The sequence below is a fragment of the Burkholderia sp. PvR073 genome (genome assembly GCF_054055695.1).
This window is the reverse complement of the sequence record NZ_JBSRXO010000001.1, coordinates 647,697-664,253: the sequence shown is the minus strand read 5'-3', so window position 1 is coordinate 664,253 and position 16,557 is coordinate 647,697. Positions and strand designations below refer to the sequence as shown.

Genomic DNA, 16,557 nt, shown 5'->3' with positions numbered 1-16,557 from the left:
ACATCATCGGCCGGCGCGGACCGGCGCCCGCCGGGCCGGCTTCGGCAGGCGGCCGCGCACGTTGCCAGGGCCGGGCCGGCTGTGGCCGGGTACGTCGCCAGGACCGCGCCGGCTGTCCGCCACTCCGACGATCGGCCCGCGAGCCTTGTGCGGCGGGCGTTCGCGCCGGTTGCGCGGCATCCGAGGCCGGGGCGCTTCCCCGATTCTCGCGGTCGACCTGCCGCCGACGTGTAAACTGCTGCCTTTTTTGACGGTTTGCAGCATGGTGCAAGCTCCTCCGCGCCCGGCACTCAGCGGCCCGACGCTCGTCCGGCTGCTCGCGCGCCTGACCGATGCCGACGTCGCGGAATCCCGGCAGGCGCTGTCGGACCGCCTGAGCCAGTGGCTCGGCTGGACCGACGCAATCACGCTGTCGTCCGCGCTGAATGCGACCCCGCCCGGCGTCGCGGCCGGCGTGCGGGGTTACGACGCCGAGCGCGACGGCGCGCGCGTGCGCCACGACCTCGCGCAGGCGATCACGGCCGCCCACCGCCCGCGGACGCGGCGGCGCCCGGGCGAGATGCCGCCGCCGCCCGCTGACACGGCCGATTTCGCGGACTTCCGCCAGAGCTGTCTGTCCCTGCAGCAGGAGATGGAGACCGCGATCGGCCAGTTGCGCGGCCGCCTGCGGGTCGCGCTCGCCGCGCGCTCGTCCGGGATGGCGCGGCTCGCGGCGCTCGACGCGATCATGGAGCGCGTGCTCGGCGCGCGCGAGCGCAGCCTGCTGTCCGCCGTGCCCGCGCTGCTCGGCACGCGCTTCGAGCGGCTGCGTGACGCGGAACGGCAGGCGCTGGCCGACGCGCAAGCGGCCGCCGATGCCGGCGCCGACGGCGACGCACCGTCCGCCGCGGCGATCGTGCCCGGCACGTGGCTCGAGTCGTTCCGCGACGAGATGAAAAGCATCCTGCTCGCCGAACTCGAAGTCCGGTTTCAAACGGTAGACGGGCTGCTCGCAGCCCTTCGTACCTGCTAATCCCTACGCTATGTCCAGAATTCGTCTTGATCTCGTTGTCTTCATCGCCGGCCTGCTCGCAGTCTGCTGGATCGGCGTCGGCTATGTCGCGTCGAACCCGCTCGCGGCGGCCGTCACCCTGCTGATCGGCGCGTGCTACGTCGCCGGTGCGTGGGAACTGCTGCGCTACCGGCAGGCGACCGCCACGCTGTCGCGCGCGGTGGCCGGCCTGACCGAACCGCCCGCGACACTCGACACGTGGCTCGACACGCTGCACCCGGGCCTGCGCGGCGCGGTGCGTGCGCGGGTCGAAGGCGCGCGCGTCGCGCTGCCGGGCCCGTCGCTGACGCCGTATCTCGTCGGCCTGCTGGTGCTGCTCGGCATGCTCGGCACGCTGCTCGGGATGGTCGTGACGCTGAAGGGCACGGGCGCCGCGCTCGAAAGCGCGACCGACCTCGACGCGATTCGCGCATCGCTGATTGCACCGGTGAAGGGCCTCGGCTTCGCGTTCGGCACGTCGATCGCGGGTGTCGCGACGTCCGCGATGCTCGGCCTGCTGTCCGCGCTCGTGCGCCGCGAACGCGTCGACGCGGGCCAGCAGCTCGACGCGAAGATCGCGACCACGTTGCGCGTGCATTCGTCCGCGCATCAGCGCGACGAATCGTTCCGGCTGCTGCAGCGCCAGGCCGACGTGATGCCGGCGCTGGTCGACCGGCTGCAGACGATGATGACGACGCTCGAGGCGCGCAGCGTCGCGCTGCACGATCGTCAGATCGAAAGCCAGCAGGCGTTCTTCGATCGCACCGAGCGCGCGTATGCCGGTTTGGCGTCGAACGTCGGCGACGCGCTGAAGGAAAGCGCCGCCGAAAGCGCGCGCGTGGCCGGTGCCGCGCTGCAGCCGGTCGTCGCGGCGACGATGACGGGCCTCGCGCAGGAGATGGCCGCGCTGCGCGACACCGTGACGGGCGCCGTGCAGCGTCAGCTCGACGGGCTGACGGACGGTTTCGAGAAGACGACTGAAAACGTGACGGCCGTATGGAACCGCGCGCTCGACGAGCAGCGCCGCACTGGCGACGCCGTCGCGCAGCAGCTGCAGACGACGCTCGGCCAGTTCACCGACACCTTCGCGCAGCGTTCGACGGACCTGCTCGACGGCGTCGCGACGCGCCTCGAATCGACCGAAAGCCGCCTGTCCGACGCGTGGCGCGACGCGCTCGCGCGTCAGGAGCAGGTCGGCGAGACGCTTGCCGGCCAGCATGCGCAGGCGCTGGGCGACGCCGCCGCGACGTTCGAGCGGCATTCGGGCGCGGTGCTCGCCGCGATGCGCGAGTCGCACACTGGCTTGCAGACGCAACTGGCTGCCCGTGACGAGGAACGTCTGGCGACGTGGAGTGCTTCGCTCATGGAGATGGCGACGAAGCTTGGCGACGAATGGCAGCGTGCGGGCGCGCACAGCGCGGGCCGTCAGCAGGAAATCTGCGACGCACTTGCGCAAACGACGCGCGATCTGACCGCGCAAGCGGCAACGTTCGAGCAACGCTCGAACGATCTGCTGTCGACGATCCGCGATTCACACACGGGCCTGCAGACGCAATTGGCTGCGCGTGACGAAGAACGTCTGGCGACTTGGAATGCTTCGCTGATCGCGATGGCGACGAAGCTCGGCGACGAGTGGCAGCGCGCGGGCGCACACAGCGCGGGCCGTCAGCAGGAAATCTGCGACGCGCTTGCGCAAACGACGCGCGATCTGACCGCGCAAGCGGCGACGTTCGAGCAACGCTCGAACGATCTGCTGTCGACGATCCGCGATTCACACACGGGCCTGCAAACGCAACTCGCTGCCCGTGACGAAGAACGTCTCGCGACATGGAATGCTTCGCTCACGGAGATGGCGACGAAGCTCGGCGACGAATGGCAGCGGGCAGGCGTGCACAGCGCGGGCCGTCAGCAGGAAATCTGCGACGCGCTTGCACAAACGACGCGCGATCTGACCGCGCAAGCGGCAACGTTCGAGCAACGCTCGAACGAGCTGCTGTCGACGATCCGCGATTCGCACTCCGGCCTGCAAACGCAACTGGCTGCCCGTGACGAAGAACGTCTGGCGATGTGGAATGCTTCGCTTACGGAGATGGCGACGAAGTTCGGCGACGAGTGGCAGCGCGCGGGCGTGCACAGCGCGGGCCGTCAGCAGGAAATCTGCGACGCGCTTGCGCAAACGACGCGCGATCTGACCGCGCAAGCGGCGACGTTCGAACAACGCTCGAACGATCTGCTGTCGACGATCCGCGATTCGCACACGGGCCTGCAGACGCAACTGGCCGCGCGCGACGAAGAACGCCTGTCCGCCTGGAACGACTCGCTCGCCGCGATGGCCGCCGCGCTGCGCGACGAATGGGCGCGCACGAGCGAACAGGCCGCGACGCGCCAGCAGGACATCTGCGACACGCTGACCCGCACGGCGAACGACATCACCGCGCAGGCGCAGGTGCACGCGAGCGACACGATCAACGAAATCTCGCGCCTCGTGCAGGCCGCGTCGGAAGCGCCGAAGGCCGCGGCCGACGTCGTCGCCGAGCTGCGCCAGCGCCTGTCCGACAGCATGGTGCGCGACACCGCGATGCTCGAGGAGCGCAGCCGCCTGCTCGCGACGCTCGAAACGCTGCTCGGCGCGGTCAATCACGCGTCCACCGAACAGCGCACCGCGATCGACGCGCTCGTCAGCACGTCGGCCGACCTGCTCGATCGCGTCGGCGCACGCTTCAACGACACCGTCGATGCCGAAACGCGCAAGCTCGATGCGGTGGCCGCGCAGGTCACGGCGGGCGCCGTCGAGGTCGCGAGCCTCGGCGATGCATTCGGTGCGGCCGTGCAGATCTTCGGCGAATCGAACGACAAGCTGCTGAACCACCTGCAGCGCATCGAGGCCGCGCTCGAGAAATCGCTCGCGCGCAGCGACGAGCAGCTCGAGTACTACGTCGCGCAGGCGCGCGAGGTGATCGACCTGAGCATGATGTCGCAGAAGCAGATCGTCGAAGACCTGCAGCAGATCGCCGGTCGGCGCGCATCGGTCGGAGCGTAACGCATGCATGACGAAATCGACGACGGCACGCCTTCCGCGCCGGTGTGGCCCGCGTTCGCCGACCTGATGTCGGTGCTGCTCGGCGCGTTCGTGCTGATTCTCGTCGGCGTGATCGGCATGCAGTTGCAGCTTACGTCGAAGCTCGAGGAAGCCGTGCGTGCGCGCCAGCAGGAGGCGCAGCAGCGCAAGTCGCTCGAACAGGCGCTCGCCGGGCCGCTCGCGGCCGGCCGCGTGACGCTCGTGAACGGCCGCATCGGCATCAGCGGCGCGGTGCTGTTCGCCCTGAACTCCGATCAGCTGCAGCCCGAGGGTCGCGATCTGCTGAAGACGCTGGCCGGGCCGCTGGCCGCCTACCTGAAGACGCGCGACGAGATCCTGATGATCAGCGGCTTCGCCGACGACCAGCAGGTGCGCGCCGGCAACCGCCAGTTCGCGGACAACTGGGAGCTGTCGGCCAAGCGCGCGCTGACGGTCACGCGGGCGCTGATCGACGCCGGCGTGCCGGCGCGGTCGGTGTTCGCGGCCGCGTTCGGTTCCGAGCAGCCGGTCAGCTCGAATGCGGACGACGAAGGCCGCGCGAAGAACCGCCGCGTGGAGATCGCACCGGTGCCGCGCAAGTCCGCATCGAACGGAGGGAAGCCGAAGTGACGGACGACGCGACGCACGTGCGCGCGACGCTCGACGCGTGGCGCGAGCAGGGCGCCGACCGGCTCGATCCGGTGCGCTTCCATCGGCTCGACGCGCTCGAGAAGCGCGCGGCCGCGTTCGACGGCGATGCGCGCGCGTTGCTCGATGCGCGGCTCGCGACGCTGCTGGAAGGGTTTGCGGAGCTCGTCGCGCGCGCCGGTGACGCGGCAGCCGCGAGCGAGCCGGCGCAAGCCGCCGCGCAGGCGCCTGCACGCGGCGCGCTCGGCGGGCTCGTCGAGCAGCTCGCGCGCGATGCGCAGGCCGACCGGCGCGGTGTCGATCCGGAGCTGATCGACTACTTCCGCACGATGTGGTCGAAGGTCCGGACCGAACAGCAGTATCGACAGTCGCTCGACCAGGTGCCGCGCAACGCGGGGCCGCTCAATTCGAACAGCCTCGTGCATCGGTCGCTCGCGACGATGCGCGAGCTGTCGCCGGAATATCTGCAGCAATTCCTGTCGTATATCGATGCGCTGGCGTGGCTCGAGGATCTCGCCGGCGGCGGCGCGCAGCCGGAGAAGGAAGCGCCGCGCGCGAAGGCGGCGAAGCCGGCGAGGAAGACCACGCGCACCAAGGCGCGATAACGTACGCGGTCGGCTAAACCGATCGTTGTCTAGCGGCCCGGCGCCTGCGCGTCGATCGCCGCGCGCAGTGCGTGCAACGCGTCGGTGAGCGCCGACGCGAACGGCGGATGCGCGGCGATGCCCGCCGCTTCGAGCTGGCTGCCGAGGATCGGCAACGCGATCGATGCGCGCTCGACGATGCACGCCGACATCACCGACAGCGTTTCCCGCAGCGCCGCGTCCGCGTGCGTCGCGCGCGGCGACGCGTTCAATACCGCGACCGGCTTGCCCACGACGGCTTCGCATCCCACGATCCAGTCCAGCGCGTTCTTCATCACGCCCGTCACACCGTGTGCGTATTCCGGGCTTGCGATCAGCACGCCGTCCGCGGCGTTCAGCCGCTCGATCAGATCACGCACCGCGGCCGGCGACGGATGTTCGGCATCGGGATTGAACAGCGGAAATTCGCCGAGACGATCGAAGCGCGTGATGCGCATCCCGCGCGGCGCGACGCGTGCTGCCGCATCCAGCAGCGCCGCGTTGTACGACTGCGCACGCAGGCTGCCGCACAGCGCGACGATGTCGATGCGGCGTTCGGAATCGGTTCGGGGTTCGGTGGCCATCGAGGCGGGTGTCGGTAGGTGGCGTGCGCGGCGGCGTCGCGCGAATCCGCCGGATTATCGCATCGACGCGTGATCGGCGTGAGCGACGTGACGCGCGTTGGCGGCGCGGTGCAGATGGGCGAGTTCGCGTCCCGCCTGCTGAAATCTCGCGTCCTGACACCTTGCGCCAGCGACGTCCGTCATCCCGGTTGCCCGCGCCAGATCGCCGAGCGTCCACCCGTAGCCGAGCAACAGCCGGCGCGTATGCAGCGCGCCGTGCACGTGATCCGCGACGGCTTCGCCGAGATAACGCAGCGCGCGGCCTTCGACGTCGACGAAGCCGTGCCGGTAGTCGTGCGCGAGCGCAGTCCACAGCTGCGCCGCGCCGACCGACTGCCGGGCGCCGCTGATCAGGCACAGGCCCGCGTCGAGTGCCCAGCGATACAGCGTCGTCGCGAGGCCCTTGCGTTGCGCGGACCCGCGCAGCCGCGTATGCGGGGCGCGCAGGTAGCGGTCCGCGCGGCGCGGGAGTTCGGGCAAGCGGTTGAAGATCGTGTAGCCGGCGAGTTGGCGGGCCGACGGATCCTCGACGTAAAGGAAGTATTCGCCGTCCGCCTCGCGGTGGCGGACGATCAGGCCCGAGTCGCCGAGCGCGACGGCCGGCAGGCCGTGCAGGCGATGGCCCGGCTGATGCAGACGCGCATGGAGCGCGTCGAGTTCATCGTCGATGTCGTGCTGGGAATGCTGTACGTCGATACGCATGGCAAAAGGCGCCCGTCCCGGGCGCATCGAGAAAGGGGTTCATCGCAACGGGGAAGGGACAGGGAAGCGGCCCCCGGGCTCGACGCGCGAGCCGGGGCCGCGAATCAGCTGGGGATGTGCTGGAAACCGGCGGCGATCGCGGCGAGGCCCGCGATGCAGAGTGCGAACAGGATCAGGACTTTGTGGATCACGCCTCTCTCCTCATGAATGCGCGGCGCCGAATGACGGTGCCGCGGAGACGGTGACGGCGGGCACGGCCCGCGCGGCCGTCGTGCGGGACGACGGTCGGAGGTCCGGCGACTGGCGCGCGCGGACGGTCAGCACCATACGCGACGGATACGGGGCGGGCAATCTGGCGGCGGGAGAAAAGCGACGAAACGCGCGGAATCGGCGCGTTTCGCGACAATTGGTCGCAAGGAAGCGGCGTGATGCCGATGCGTTTGCGTGAACAGGGCTCGGCGTGCGACATCGCGAGTACGTTTGTGCCGCACGTGCGCGACACGACACGGTAGCCGCTGCGTCGATCGCACGCGTTCCGCCGGGCTGCCACGCTCGAGGCGCTCATCGAACCGATGAGCGCGAGACACCCTCACGCCGCCTGCCGCACCCCGAACGCCTGCTTGATCCGCGCGAACAACCCGTGCCGAGCGATCCATTCCGCATACGCGCGATAGTCGGGATCCCGCATCAAATGCCGTTCTTCCGTCTTCGCCCGCGTGTAGTAGATCAGGTTGACCGCGACGAGCCCCGCGCAGTGCATGAGCCCGAGCTGCCAGCCGAGCGGCTCGACGAACGGCACCGACACCATCCAGTACGACAGGTTCTTCGCGATGTATGCCGGATGCTTCGTGAAGCGGTACGGGCCCGACGTGATGATCCCGCGATTCGTGAGGTTCGAGAAACGCAGCCCGAACGAGATCGTCGACAGCGCGTAGGTCATCAGCAGCAGGATGATCACCGCGCCCCAGATCACGCGCAGCGTCGGCGCGGACAACAGCCAGTTGTCCCAGAACAGCGAGCCTTCGTAGCGGATGTAGTTGTTCGAGATCAGCGACCAGAACGGCTGGTAGCACATCAGCGCGGCGACCCAGCCGAGCGTGGTCGGCTCGACCGTGCGCACGTGGCTGTCGAGGATGCGGAACGTGCACAGGTAGCCGACGGTGCCGAACATCAGGTCCATCGTGAACGACAGGTCGTACAGGAACACGAAGGTCGCGAGCGTCATCGGCGCGTGCAGCGCGTTCGCGAGCGACGCGCTCAGGTGATCGGCGTCCTTCGACAGATAGACGGTCATCAGCGGCAGGAAGAACGCCTTCACGCCCCAGCCGGCGAGCATCTCGCGCACGGGCTGCCAGCTCGCGGGCTTCTCGCGGCGGAACAGGAAGCGGCCCCATAGCAGGTACGCGTCGTCGGTCTCGCGCTGGTGGCGATCCATCCACGCGAAGTAGAACGGCGCGGCGACGATCACGTACGGCGCGAGCGAGCGCAGCAGCGACCAGAACGGCAGGTAGAACGCGCCGTGATATTCGGGCAGCAGCCAGTAGAGCAGGCCGATGCCGGCGTAGATCGACGTCAGCGCGCCGAGCCGCGTCGCGACGCGGGCGAGCCCGAGCGTGCGCACGGCCTGCCGCGACAGTCCCGCGCTCGGGCGCAGGTAGACGCGCGAGATGAAGATTTCGTGCAGCGCGATCGTGCCGATGATCGTGAGGCTGGCGATGACGGCGCGCGTGGCCGCGTCGAGGGTCGGCTGGTCGCGGGTGATCCACAGCGCGAACAGGCCGGCCGCGATGCCGAGCAGGCCGGCGCGCAATGGTGTGGCGGAACGGGGCGGGCGGTCCTGGACCGCGGCGATGCCGTCGATGGTGGAATTCATGATCGAATCCTCGTCGGGATGAGGGCCGGCGCCCCCGCTTGGCGGGTGACGCCGGCCGTCGGCCGGGCATTGGATTGGTACGCGCCCGGCCATTGGCCTGTGGTTTTGATAGGTGAAGCGTTACTTCTTCGGGGTGGCGCCGAGCAGGCCGCCGAGCAGGTTCGTCACCGGCGCGAGCAGATTGTTCGTGCCGCCCGCGGCACCGGTCGAGCTGCCGGTCAGGCCGGTCGTGACGGCGCCGCTGCCGGACGGCGTCGTCACCGTGCCGGCCGCGCCGCTCGGGCTGGCCGTGCCGAGCGCGCCCAACGCGCCGGCCGGCGACGTCAGCGAACCCGTCAGCGTGCCGACGGGACCGCTCGTCAGCGCACCGCCGAGGTTGCCCGTCAGGCCGCCGCCCGGCGTCGTGACCGTGCCGGTCAGGCTGGCGCCGAGCGGGGTCAGCGAGTTGACGAGGCCGGTGACCGGCGCAAGCAGGCCGCCGACACCCGAGCCGCTGGTGCCACTCGTTCCGCTCGTTCCACTCGAGCCGAGGCCGCCGAGCGCACCCGTCACCGTGCCGAGCAGGCCGGTGATCGGCGCGAGCGGGCCGCCGCTGGTACCACTCGTTCCGCTGGTGCCGCCCGACCCGCTCGAGCTGCTGCCGCCGAGCCCGCCCGTCAGCGTGCCGAGCAGACCGGTGATCGGGGCGAGCGGGTTGGTGCCGCTGCTGGAGCTGCCGCTGGACAGCAGGCCGCCGGTCGACGCCACCGTGTTGCCGAGCTGGGACACGCTGCCGCCGGCGCTCGTGCCAACCGGGTTGCCGGTTGCGCTGCCGACTTGCGAACCGGCCAGGCCGAGGCCGCTGCCGAGCGTGCTCAGCAGGCCGCTGAGCGGGGCGCCGAGCAGGGTCGCGTTGCCGAGTGTCTGCGTGGCGCCCGGCGTCGTGACGCCGCCGGTCAGCGTGTTCGTGATCGGGTTGATCACGCTGCCGAGCTGCGTCTCGAGTTGCTGGACCGGCGTGCTGTTCAGCGCCGTGTTCAGCGCTGATGCGGTCGAGTTGACCGCGGTGCCGACCGTGTTGACCAGATCGCCGACCAGGGTCGTGGCCGGCGCGAGCGGCGACAGCGGTCCGCTGCCGAGGCTCGTCACTGCGTTGCCGAGGTTGTTGACCGCGCCGCCGGCGCCGGTCAGCAGGCCGGTGGTCGACGTGAGCGTCGGGCCAAGCGGGTTCGGCGACACGCCGATCGAGCCGAGGCCCGCCGCGACGCCGCTGCCGAGCGACTGCACGCCGTTGCCGAGGCTCGTGACCGCGTTGCCGATGCTGGTGGCCGTCGTCGGGTTCGTGCCGGGGACCTGCACGCCGCCGATCTGCGCACCGCCGTTCGCGACTGTCGTGCCAAGTCCCGTGACGAGCGTGCCGGTTTGCTGGAGGACGTTGCCGAGCGGGGTGACGTTGCCGGAGGTGCCTGACGTGCCCGAAGTGCCCGAAGTGCCGGAAGTACCCGAGGTACCGGAGGTGCCCGACGTGCCGGAAGTACCCGAGGTACCGGAGGTGCCCGACGTGCCGGAAGTACCCGAGGTACCGGAGGTGCCCGACGTGCCGGAAGTACCCGAGGTGCCGGAAGTACCCGAGGTGCCGGAAGTACCCGACGTACCGGAAGTACCCGAGGTACCGGAGGTACCCGACGTACCGGAGGTGCCCGACGTACCCGACGTACCGGAGGTACCCGACGTGCCGGAGGTGCCCGACGTGCCGGAGGTGCCCGACGTGCCCGACGTACCGGAGGTGCCCGAGGTGCCGGAAGTGCCCGACGTGCCGGACGTACCCGACGTACCGGAGGTGCCCGAGGTGCCGGAAGTGCCCGACGTGCCGGAAGTGCCCGAGGTGCCGGAAGTGCCCGAGGTGCCGGAGGTGCCCGACGTGCCGGAAGTGCCCGAGGTGCCGGACGTACCCGACGTACCGGAGGTGCCCGACGTACCGGAAGTGCCCGAGGTGCCGGAAGTGCCCGACGTACCGGAGGTACCCGACGTGCCGGAGGTACCCGACGTGCCGGAGGTGCCCGACGTACCGGACGTGCCCGACGTACCGGAAGTCCCCGAACTACCGCCTCCCGACGTCCCCGACGACCCGCCACCGGAAGTCCCCGAACTACCGCCGCCGGACGTACCCGTCGAGGTGTTCCCGGATGCGCCCGACGTCCCCGAAGTCCCCGAAATGCCGGACGTTCCCGACGTGCTCGGCTTGACCGACGGCGTCACCGGCCCGTCGACCGAGCCGCAGCCGTAGAGTGTGACGAGCGACAGGACGGCCAGCGATACCGTCGTTTTCTTGAAGTAATGGTGCATGGTGCCCTCGACATTGGAAGTTGTGTCCGGGCCATTACTGCAAATTCCGCGCCATGGCATCTTTCGCGCGACGCACCGGCGCTTTGTTGCGGAAATCGGGAATATCGCCGCGATTTAAACGGATGAATAGAGGTTTCGCGAGATGGGCATGCCAGGTGCGTCGATGCGCGCGCTGCGATGTTCCCGTAAGGCGCCGTAACGCGCGGCGCGATGTTACGTAGCGTTCGTCCCGACGCGACGCGGGTGGCCGCAACCGGAACGCCACCTCTTTGACGAAACGCCCGCGTGCCGCGAACATGACGCGAACCCACCCGGCCGCGGGCGACGCCGAAGCGGCCGCGACTTCAGACAGGACACCGACATGAGCGAACAGGACAGGGAACAGGGCAAGGCACGCCGCACCGAAGTCATGGGCGACGCATTCGTCGAGCGCGCGATGCGCGACCTCGACGGATTTTCGCGTCCGCTGCAGAACTGGCTGAACGAGCACGCGTGGGGCAGCACCTGGCAGCGCGGCGGAATCGACCTGAAGACGCGCAGCCTCTGCACGTGCGCGATGCTGGCGGCGCTCGGCCGCGGCGCGGAGCTGAAGGGTCACGTGCGCGGCGCGCTCAACAACGGCGCGAGTCTCGTCGAGATCCGCGAGGTGCTGCTGCACAGCGCGCTGTACGCGGGCGCGCCGGCCGCGGTCGAAGCGTTCCGCAGCGCACGCGAGGTGATCACGGAACTCGGGCTGTCGCTGCCCGACGACGAAGCGTGACCGACGCGCGGTGCCCGGCATCCGCCCCGCAGCGCCGGGGCGCCGTCATCCTCCGCGCGACCGCCCCGTCAACCCGATGACGCTCAATGCTCGACGTGCGTGCCCTGCGCCGGCACATCGACCGGCGCGGCGGCAACCTCGAGCAGCCAGTCCGCCGTCGCGTCCGGCATCGTGACCGGCAGCATGTGTCCGCCTTCGACGACCGTCAGCCGCACGCGCGCCGACTTGTTCGCCAGCGCCTCGCCGTGCACGCGCCAGTTCAGGATCGGATCGGCGCGGCCGTACAGCACGTCGACCGGCAGCGCGAGGTCCGCGTAGCGCCGCTCCATCGCGGGCAGGTCGACGGGCGCCGACAGCAGGTCCGTCGCCGTCGCGTAGAACACGTGCGGGCGCAGCCCGAGCAAACCGCCGCCCTTTACCGGGAAGTCGCGCGGCACGGCTTCCGGCGCGAACACCTGGTCGACGGCCTTGCGGCCGGTCAGGATCGTCAGCGGGACCGCGAAGGTCCACGACACGAAGCGGCGCACCAGCGGCGACGGCAGCATCAGCGGCTTGAACGGCGCCGGCGGTTCGGTCTGCTCGTGCGTCAGCGGCGCGATCAGCGCGAGCCGGCTCACGCGCTCCGGATGATTGAGGCCGACCGCGAGCGCGATCGCGCCGCCGAGCGAGTGGCCGACGAGCACCGTCCGGTCGAGCTTCAGCGCGTCGAGGAACGCGGCGATCGTGCGGGCCTGCGCGAACACGTTCGCCTGCGAGCTGGCGCCGCGCAGCGAGCGGCCGGCGCCGGGCCGGTCGACGAGGATCACGCGATGGTGCTGCGCGAGCCGCGTGAGCGGCAGGTACGCGAAGTTGCGCCACTGCCCGGCGAGCCCGTGCACGAACACGAGCGGCGGGCCACTGCCGTACTCGACGTAGTGGATGCGGTCGCCGCCGATGTCGACGAAGCGGCCTTCGGGCGGAAACGAGCGCGTCACGCGGCGCGCGATGAAGCCGGAAAACAGCGCGAGCGCGGCGAGCACCACGACGACGCCGAGCAGCACGTTCTGGATCAGATGAAGCGTATGGCTCATGTCGGCCTCAACGGGTTTCGAGTACGGGTTCGGCAACCGGCGCGGCGGCCGGGCCGGCTTTCGCGCGGCGTTCGAACTTCATCGCCGAATCGGCGAGTCCGCTGAACTTCAGCGACGCGAGATCGAGCACGTAGTTCTGGTGGAATTTCCAGGGCTTGCGGTGCCCCTGCCGCGGCAGGATGCCGGCCGCGCGCTGGATGTAGCCCGAGCTCAGGTTCACCGCCGGCACGTCGCCGAGGTCGCCGGCGCCGAGCCGCGGCACGCAGGTGTCGTAGCCGTTCGCACGCATGTGGTTGAGCAGCCGGCACACGTAGCGCGCGATCAGCTCGGCCTTCAGCGTCCACGATGCGTTCGTGTAACCGAACGACGACGCGAGGTTCGGCACGTCGCTGTACATCATTCCTTTATAGGACACGGTCTGCGGCAAGTCGACCGCGCGGCCGTCCACCGTGACGCGCGCGCCGCCGAGCATCTTCACCTTCAGCCCGGTCGCGGTGACGATCACGTCCGCGTCGAGCTGCTGGCCGCTCGTCAGCTTCAGGCCGGTCGGCGTGAAGCGCTCGATCTCGTCGGTGACGATCGAGGCGCGGCCCGCGCGGATCGACTTGAACAGGTCGCCGTTCGGCACGAGGCACACGCGCTGGTCCCACGGCATGTAGCGCGGCGTCAGATGCTTCGCGACGTCGAAGTCGGGGCCGAGCTGCTTGCCGGCCGCGCGGATGATGAACCGCTTCGTCCGCTCGGGCTTGCGGCGCGACACGTTGTACAGGTACATCGTCAGCAGCACGTTCTTCACGCGCACGAGCCGGTGCGCAAGCCGCGACGGCAGCACGCGGCGCAACGCGTTCGCGATCCTGTCGCGCGCGGGCAGCGACACGATGTAGGTCGGCGAGCGCTGCAGCATCGTCACGTGTTTCGCGTCGGTCGCCATCGACGGCACCAGCGTGACGGCCGTCGCGCCGCTGCCGATCACGACGACGCGCCGGTTCGCGTATGACAGGTCCTTCGGCCATTGCTGCGGGTGCACGATGCGGCCTTCGAACGATTCCATGCCGGCCCAGTCGGGCAGGTAGCCGCCGTCGTAGTCGTAGTAGCCACTGCACATGTAGAGGAAGCGGCATGTGTAGACGAGCGTGTCGACCGTCCCGTCACGCGTGCGCTCGATGCGCACCGTCCAGCGCGCGCGGTTCGAATCCCAGTCGGCCGCGACCACCTTCTGGCCGTAGCGAATCGTCTTGTCGATGCCGTACGCGCGTGCCGTGTCGCGGATGTAGTCGAGAATCGTCTGCCCGTCCGAGATCGCCTTGTCGCTGTGCCACGGGCGGAAGCTGTAGCCGAGCGTGAACATGTCGGAATCCGAACGAACGCCGGGATAGCGGAACAGGTCCCAGGTGCCGCCGATCGCATCGCGCGCCTCGACGATCGCGACGCTCGCGTACGGGCAGCGCTTTTTCAGGTGATACGCGGCGCCGATGCCGGACAGGCCGGCGCCGACGATCAGCACGTCGAGGTCGCGGCTGTCGCCGGAGGCGGACGGCGCGTCGCGCCGGTTGGTCGTCGTCGAGCTCATGCCAGGTCCTTGGTCGGTGGGGTCGGGCGTGCGGCCGGGGCGTGGGTGCGTTCCACCGCGGCGGCGGCCTTCGGACACAGATTGCGTGCGCGTGCGCGCCGCACGTAGCGCAACACCAGCTGCTGGTAGCCGGCGCCGAGCAGGCGCGCGATCCGGTCGAGGCGCCGCGCATCGGCGCCGACCAGCACGCGGCGCGCATTGCGCTCGACGCCGGCGAGAATCTGCCGCGCGGCGTCGTCGGCCGTCGTCGCGTTGATCAGGCGGTTCGCCTGGCGGCGGTGGGTCGCTTCGTCCTGGCCCGTGAGCGCGTGGATGCTGGTGTCGACGCGGCTCGCATCGACGATGTTGGTCGCGACGCCGCCCGGATGCACGCAGGTCGCGCTGACCGGCGCGCCGTCGAGTTCGAGCTCCATCCGCAGCGCCTCGGTGAAGCCGCGCACCGCGAACTTGGTCGCGTTGTATGCGCTCTGCGTCGGCATCGCGACGAGCCCGAACAGGCTCGACGTGTTGATCACGTGCCCGTCGCCCGACGCGCGGAGATGCGGCAGGAACGCCTGCGTGCCGTGCACGACGCCCCAGAAGTTGATGCCGACGATCCATTCGAGATCGGCGATGCGCGCGGTCTCGGCGCTCGCGGCCAGCGACACGCCCGCGTTGTTGAAGACCAGATTGACCTTGCCGTGTTGGGCGCGCACGAAATCGGCCCACGCGAACACCGCGTCGCGGTCGGCGACGTCGAGCCGCCGCATGCTCGTGCGCACGCCGTGCTTCCCGCACGCGGCCGCCGTGCCGGCGAGACCGACATCGTTGACGTCGGCGAGCGCGACCTCGCAGCCACGCCGCGCCAGCTCGACCGCGAGGCTGCGGCCCATGCCGGAACCGGCGCCCGTGATCGCGGCGACCTTGCCGGAAAAACCCTTCATTTGTCGTCCCTCCCGTTCCGCTTGCACTGCGCCGGCGGCGTGCTTATTGTGGTGATGTTCGTCACCACTTTAGTTTTCGGGTGTCCTGATGTCAAATAGCGAAATGGAGAAAGCACTCGAAACGGAAAAACGGGGGCGCGCGTACGGCGGTGTCGCGCCCGAGGTACGGGCCGCCGAGCGGCGCGACGCGCTGATCCGCGCGGCGACGCGCGTGTTCGGCACCGTCGGCTTCCGCAAGGCGACCGTGCGGTCGATCTGCCGGGAAGCGAAGCTCAACGACCGCTATTTCTATGCGGCGTTCGACAGCACGGAGGATCTGCTGCGCTGCACCTATCTGCATCACGCGCAGCAGCTGCACGACGCGGTCGAGCGGGCGGTGGCCGAGCGCGGCGGCGATCTGCGCGAGCGCGTCGACGCGGGGCTCGCCGCATTCTTCGGGTTCCTGCGCGACCCGTGCGCGGCGCGCGTGCTGCTGCTCGAGGTGATGGGTGTGAGCGCGGATACCGACATGACCTACCAGCGGATGCTGATCGACTTCGGCAAGCTGATCATGGCGATCGGCGCGGCGCGCGAAGCCGTGACGCCCGCCGAGCGCACCGAGCAGCGGCTCGTCGGGCTCGCGCTGGTCGGCGCGATGACGAACGTCGGCGCCGCCTGGCTGCTCACCGAGTATCGCGATCCCGAGGCGCAGATGGTGGCGAGTTGCAGGAAAGTGCTGCTGGGCACGTTGCGGGAAGAGGGGTAGCGCCGGGGCCAAGCGCCTGGCGGCGCCCGGAATGAAGGGGTCGAAGCCGACTGCGTACATGGGGCGATTCGATTCATGTTTCGCCTTGGTGAATGCCTCGCCAATACGTATCGATAATTATCGGGTGGGGATCGATATTAACAAGGCGCAGAATTTCACGGAATCGTCATTGGCTATATTCATTTTTTGATTTGTCGGTTTGTAAATATCAATAATCGAATTTAAATGAAAATAGCCGGCGCAACGCCAATGAAAATTGACGTCGCGCCGGCACTGCGCGTGAAACGTGTCGCGCTCGCGAAATGCGAGATTACGAGCCCGTGTATGCGCCCCGGGTCCAGCCGTCACCATCCCAGCACCATTCGGTGGTCGCACCCCCGCTGGTCGCGTACACGCGGATGTGCACGGCGCTGCCGGCCAGCCAGCACGTCGCCGACACGTTGTCGCCGGCCTGATTGAACGCACCGGTGTACCAGTTCGAACCGTCGTAGCAGCGCTCGGTGATCTTGTTGCCGTTGGCCGTGTAGACGCGAATCGACGGCGTGCTTCCCCAGGAAATTGCGGCGGTTTGCATGTTCAAACTCCTTGATTGGAATAAGGCGGAGAA

The 16,557-nt window shown here is 69.4% G+C and carries 15 protein-coding genes; 7 read left to right on the top strand and 8 right to left on the bottom strand.

The window, feature by feature from the left end:
• The first annotated feature begins 262 nt into the window (after positions 1–262).
• From ACVK00_RS02895 to ACVK00_RS02880, 4 genes are read left to right on the top strand one after another with little or no spacing between them, the layout of a single operon-like run.
• A complete protein-coding gene (locus ACVK00_RS02895) occupies positions 263–1,012 on the top strand; it encodes a DUF3348 domain-containing protein (RefSeq protein ID WP_228909177.1) in 750 nt (249 codons plus the stop codon).
• A gap of 10 nt (positions 1,013–1,022) precedes the next feature.
• Positions 1,023–4,070: a DUF802 domain-containing protein gene (locus tag ACVK00_RS02890; RefSeq protein ID WP_284891170.1), complete on the top strand. Its 3,048-nt coding sequence runs from the start codon at positions 1,023–1,025 to the stop codon at positions 4,068–4,070.
• A gap of 3 nt (positions 4,071–4,073) precedes the next feature.
• Complete coding sequence (locus tag ACVK00_RS02885; protein WP_166723671.1) at positions 4,074–4,718, top strand: OmpA family protein; 645 nt, start codon at positions 4,074–4,076, stop codon at positions 4,716–4,718.
• Positions 4,715–5,341 carry a DUF2894 domain-containing protein gene (locus ACVK00_RS02880; RefSeq protein WP_284891171.1) on the top strand — a complete coding sequence of 209 codons (627 nt, stop codon included), beginning with the start codon at positions 4,715–4,717 and terminating at the stop codon, positions 5,339–5,341. Before ACVK00_RS02885 ends, ACVK00_RS02880 begins: the two co-directional genes overlap by 4 nt.
• 29 nt (positions 5,342–5,370) lie before the next feature.
• On the opposite strand, the gene ACVK00_RS02875 is transcribed toward ACVK00_RS02880, so the two are convergent.
• The 4 genes from ACVK00_RS02875 to ACVK00_RS02860 form a co-directional block, all read right to left on the bottom strand.
• The gene (locus tag ACVK00_RS02875; RefSeq protein ID WP_228909182.1) at positions 5,371–5,943 is read right to left on the bottom strand and encodes an NADPH-dependent FMN reductase; all 573 of its coding nucleotides are present in this window, start codon (positions 5,941–5,943) and stop codon (positions 5,371–5,373) included.
• 54 nt (positions 5,944–5,997) lie between these two features.
• On the bottom strand, positions 5,998–6,684 hold the full coding sequence (locus ACVK00_RS02870) for a histone acetyltransferase (RefSeq protein ID WP_284891172.1): 687 nt from the start codon (positions 6,682–6,684) through the stop codon (positions 5,998–6,000).
• Between the two features lie 589 nt (positions 6,685–7,273).
• Positions 7,274–8,557, bottom strand: coding sequence for an isoprenylcysteine carboxylmethyltransferase family protein (locus ACVK00_RS02865; RefSeq protein ID WP_284891173.1), 1,284 nt, complete (start codon positions 8,555–8,557; stop codon positions 7,274–7,276).
• A gap of 120 nt (positions 8,558–8,677) precedes the next feature.
• Entirely contained in the window at positions 8,678–9,895 is a 1,218-nt protein-coding gene (locus tag ACVK00_RS02860; RefSeq protein ID WP_350227424.1) for a collagen-like triple helix repeat-containing protein, read from the bottom strand.
• Between ACVK00_RS02860 and ACVK00_RS02855 the strand changes: the two genes are divergently transcribed.
• The gene (locus ACVK00_RS02855) at positions 9,840–10,823 is read left to right on the top strand and encodes a highly repetitive protein (protein WP_354123186.1); all 984 of its coding nucleotides are present in this window, start codon (positions 9,840–9,842) and stop codon (positions 10,821–10,823) included. The two genes, ACVK00_RS02860 and ACVK00_RS02855, sit on opposite strands and share 56 nt — an antisense overlap.
• Positions 10,824–11,243: 420 nt before the next feature.
• Positions 11,244–11,642, top strand: coding sequence for a carboxymuconolactone decarboxylase family protein (locus tag ACVK00_RS02850; protein WP_166723677.1), 399 nt, complete (start codon positions 11,244–11,246; stop codon positions 11,640–11,642).
• Positions 11,643–11,725: 83 nt separating this feature from the next.
• Here ACVK00_RS02850 and ACVK00_RS02845 read toward each other — a convergent pair whose 3' ends face one another.
• The 3 genes from ACVK00_RS02845 to ACVK00_RS02835 are packed head-to-tail and all read right to left on the bottom strand — an operon-like array spanning position 11,726 to position 15,205.
• Positions 11,726–12,712 (bottom strand): alpha/beta fold hydrolase, encoded by a 987-nt coding sequence (locus ACVK00_RS02845; RefSeq protein ID WP_228909186.1) that lies wholly within the window; start codon positions 12,710–12,712, stop codon positions 11,726–11,728.
• Between the two features lie 7 nt (positions 12,713–12,719).
• Positions 12,720–14,282 carry a flavin-containing monooxygenase gene (locus tag ACVK00_RS02840; RefSeq protein WP_284891176.1) on the bottom strand — a complete coding sequence of 521 codons (1,563 nt, stop codon included), beginning with the start codon at positions 14,280–14,282 and terminating at the stop codon, positions 12,720–12,722.
• On the bottom strand, positions 14,279–15,205 hold the full coding sequence (locus ACVK00_RS02835) for an SDR family NAD(P)-dependent oxidoreductase (RefSeq protein WP_284891177.1): 927 nt from the start codon (positions 15,203–15,205) through the stop codon (positions 14,279–14,281). The genes ACVK00_RS02840 and ACVK00_RS02835 overlap by 4 nt, the downstream gene beginning before the upstream one ends.
• A gap of 88 nt (positions 15,206–15,293) precedes the next feature.
• On the opposite strand from ACVK00_RS02835, the gene ACVK00_RS02830 reads away from it, so the two are divergent.
• Positions 15,294–15,950 (top strand): TetR/AcrR family transcriptional regulator, encoded by a 657-nt coding sequence (locus tag ACVK00_RS02830; RefSeq protein WP_284891178.1) that lies wholly within the window; start codon positions 15,294–15,296, stop codon positions 15,948–15,950.
• A 310-nt stretch (positions 15,951–16,260) separates the two neighbouring features.
• On the opposite strand, the gene ACVK00_RS02825 is transcribed toward ACVK00_RS02830, so the two are convergent.
• The gene (locus tag ACVK00_RS02825; RefSeq protein ID WP_228909193.1) at positions 16,261–16,524 is read right to left on the bottom strand and encodes a fucose-binding lectin; all 264 of its coding nucleotides are present in this window, start codon (positions 16,522–16,524) and stop codon (positions 16,261–16,263) included.
• Between the last annotated feature and the right edge of the window lie 33 nt (positions 16,525–16,557).

Coding starts and splice junctions, on each gene's coding strand:
- ACVK00_RS02865 (WP_284891173.1), bottom strand. CDS start 8,557: ATGAATTCCACCATCGACGGCATCGCCGCGGTCCAGGACCGCCCGCCC.
- ACVK00_RS02825 (WP_228909193.1), bottom strand. CDS start 16,524: ATGCAAACCGCCGCAATTTCCTGGGGAAGCACGCCGTCGATTCGCGTC.
- ACVK00_RS02830 (WP_284891178.1), top strand. CDS start 15,294: ATGTCAAATAGCGAAATGGAGAAAGCACTCGAAACGGAAAAACGGGGG.
- ACVK00_RS02835 (WP_284891177.1), bottom strand. CDS start 15,205: ATGAAGGGTTTTTCCGGCAAGGTCGCCGCGATCACGGGCGCCGGTTCC.
- ACVK00_RS02895 (WP_228909177.1), top strand. CDS start 263: ATGGTGCAAGCTCCTCCGCGCCCGGCACTCAGCGGCCCGACGCTCGTC.
- ACVK00_RS02870 (WP_284891172.1), bottom strand. CDS start 6,684: ATGCGTATCGACGTACAGCATTCCCAGCACGACATCGACGATGAACTC.
- ACVK00_RS02890 (WP_284891170.1), top strand. CDS start 1,023: ATGTCCAGAATTCGTCTTGATCTCGTTGTCTTCATCGCCGGCCTGCTC.
- ACVK00_RS02845 (WP_228909186.1), bottom strand. CDS start 12,712: ATGAGCCATACGCTTCATCTGATCCAGAACGTGCTGCTCGGCGTCGTC.
- ACVK00_RS02875 (WP_228909182.1), bottom strand. CDS start 5,943: ATGGCCACCGAACCCCGAACCGATTCCGAACGCCGCATCGACATCGTC.
- ACVK00_RS02850 (WP_166723677.1), top strand. CDS start 11,244: ATGAGCGAACAGGACAGGGAACAGGGCAAGGCACGCCGCACCGAAGTC.
- ACVK00_RS02840 (WP_284891176.1), bottom strand. CDS start 14,282: ATGAGCTCGACGACGACCAACCGGCGCGACGCGCCGTCCGCCTCCGGC.
- ACVK00_RS02885 (WP_166723671.1), top strand. CDS start 4,074: ATGCATGACGAAATCGACGACGGCACGCCTTCCGCGCCGGTGTGGCCC.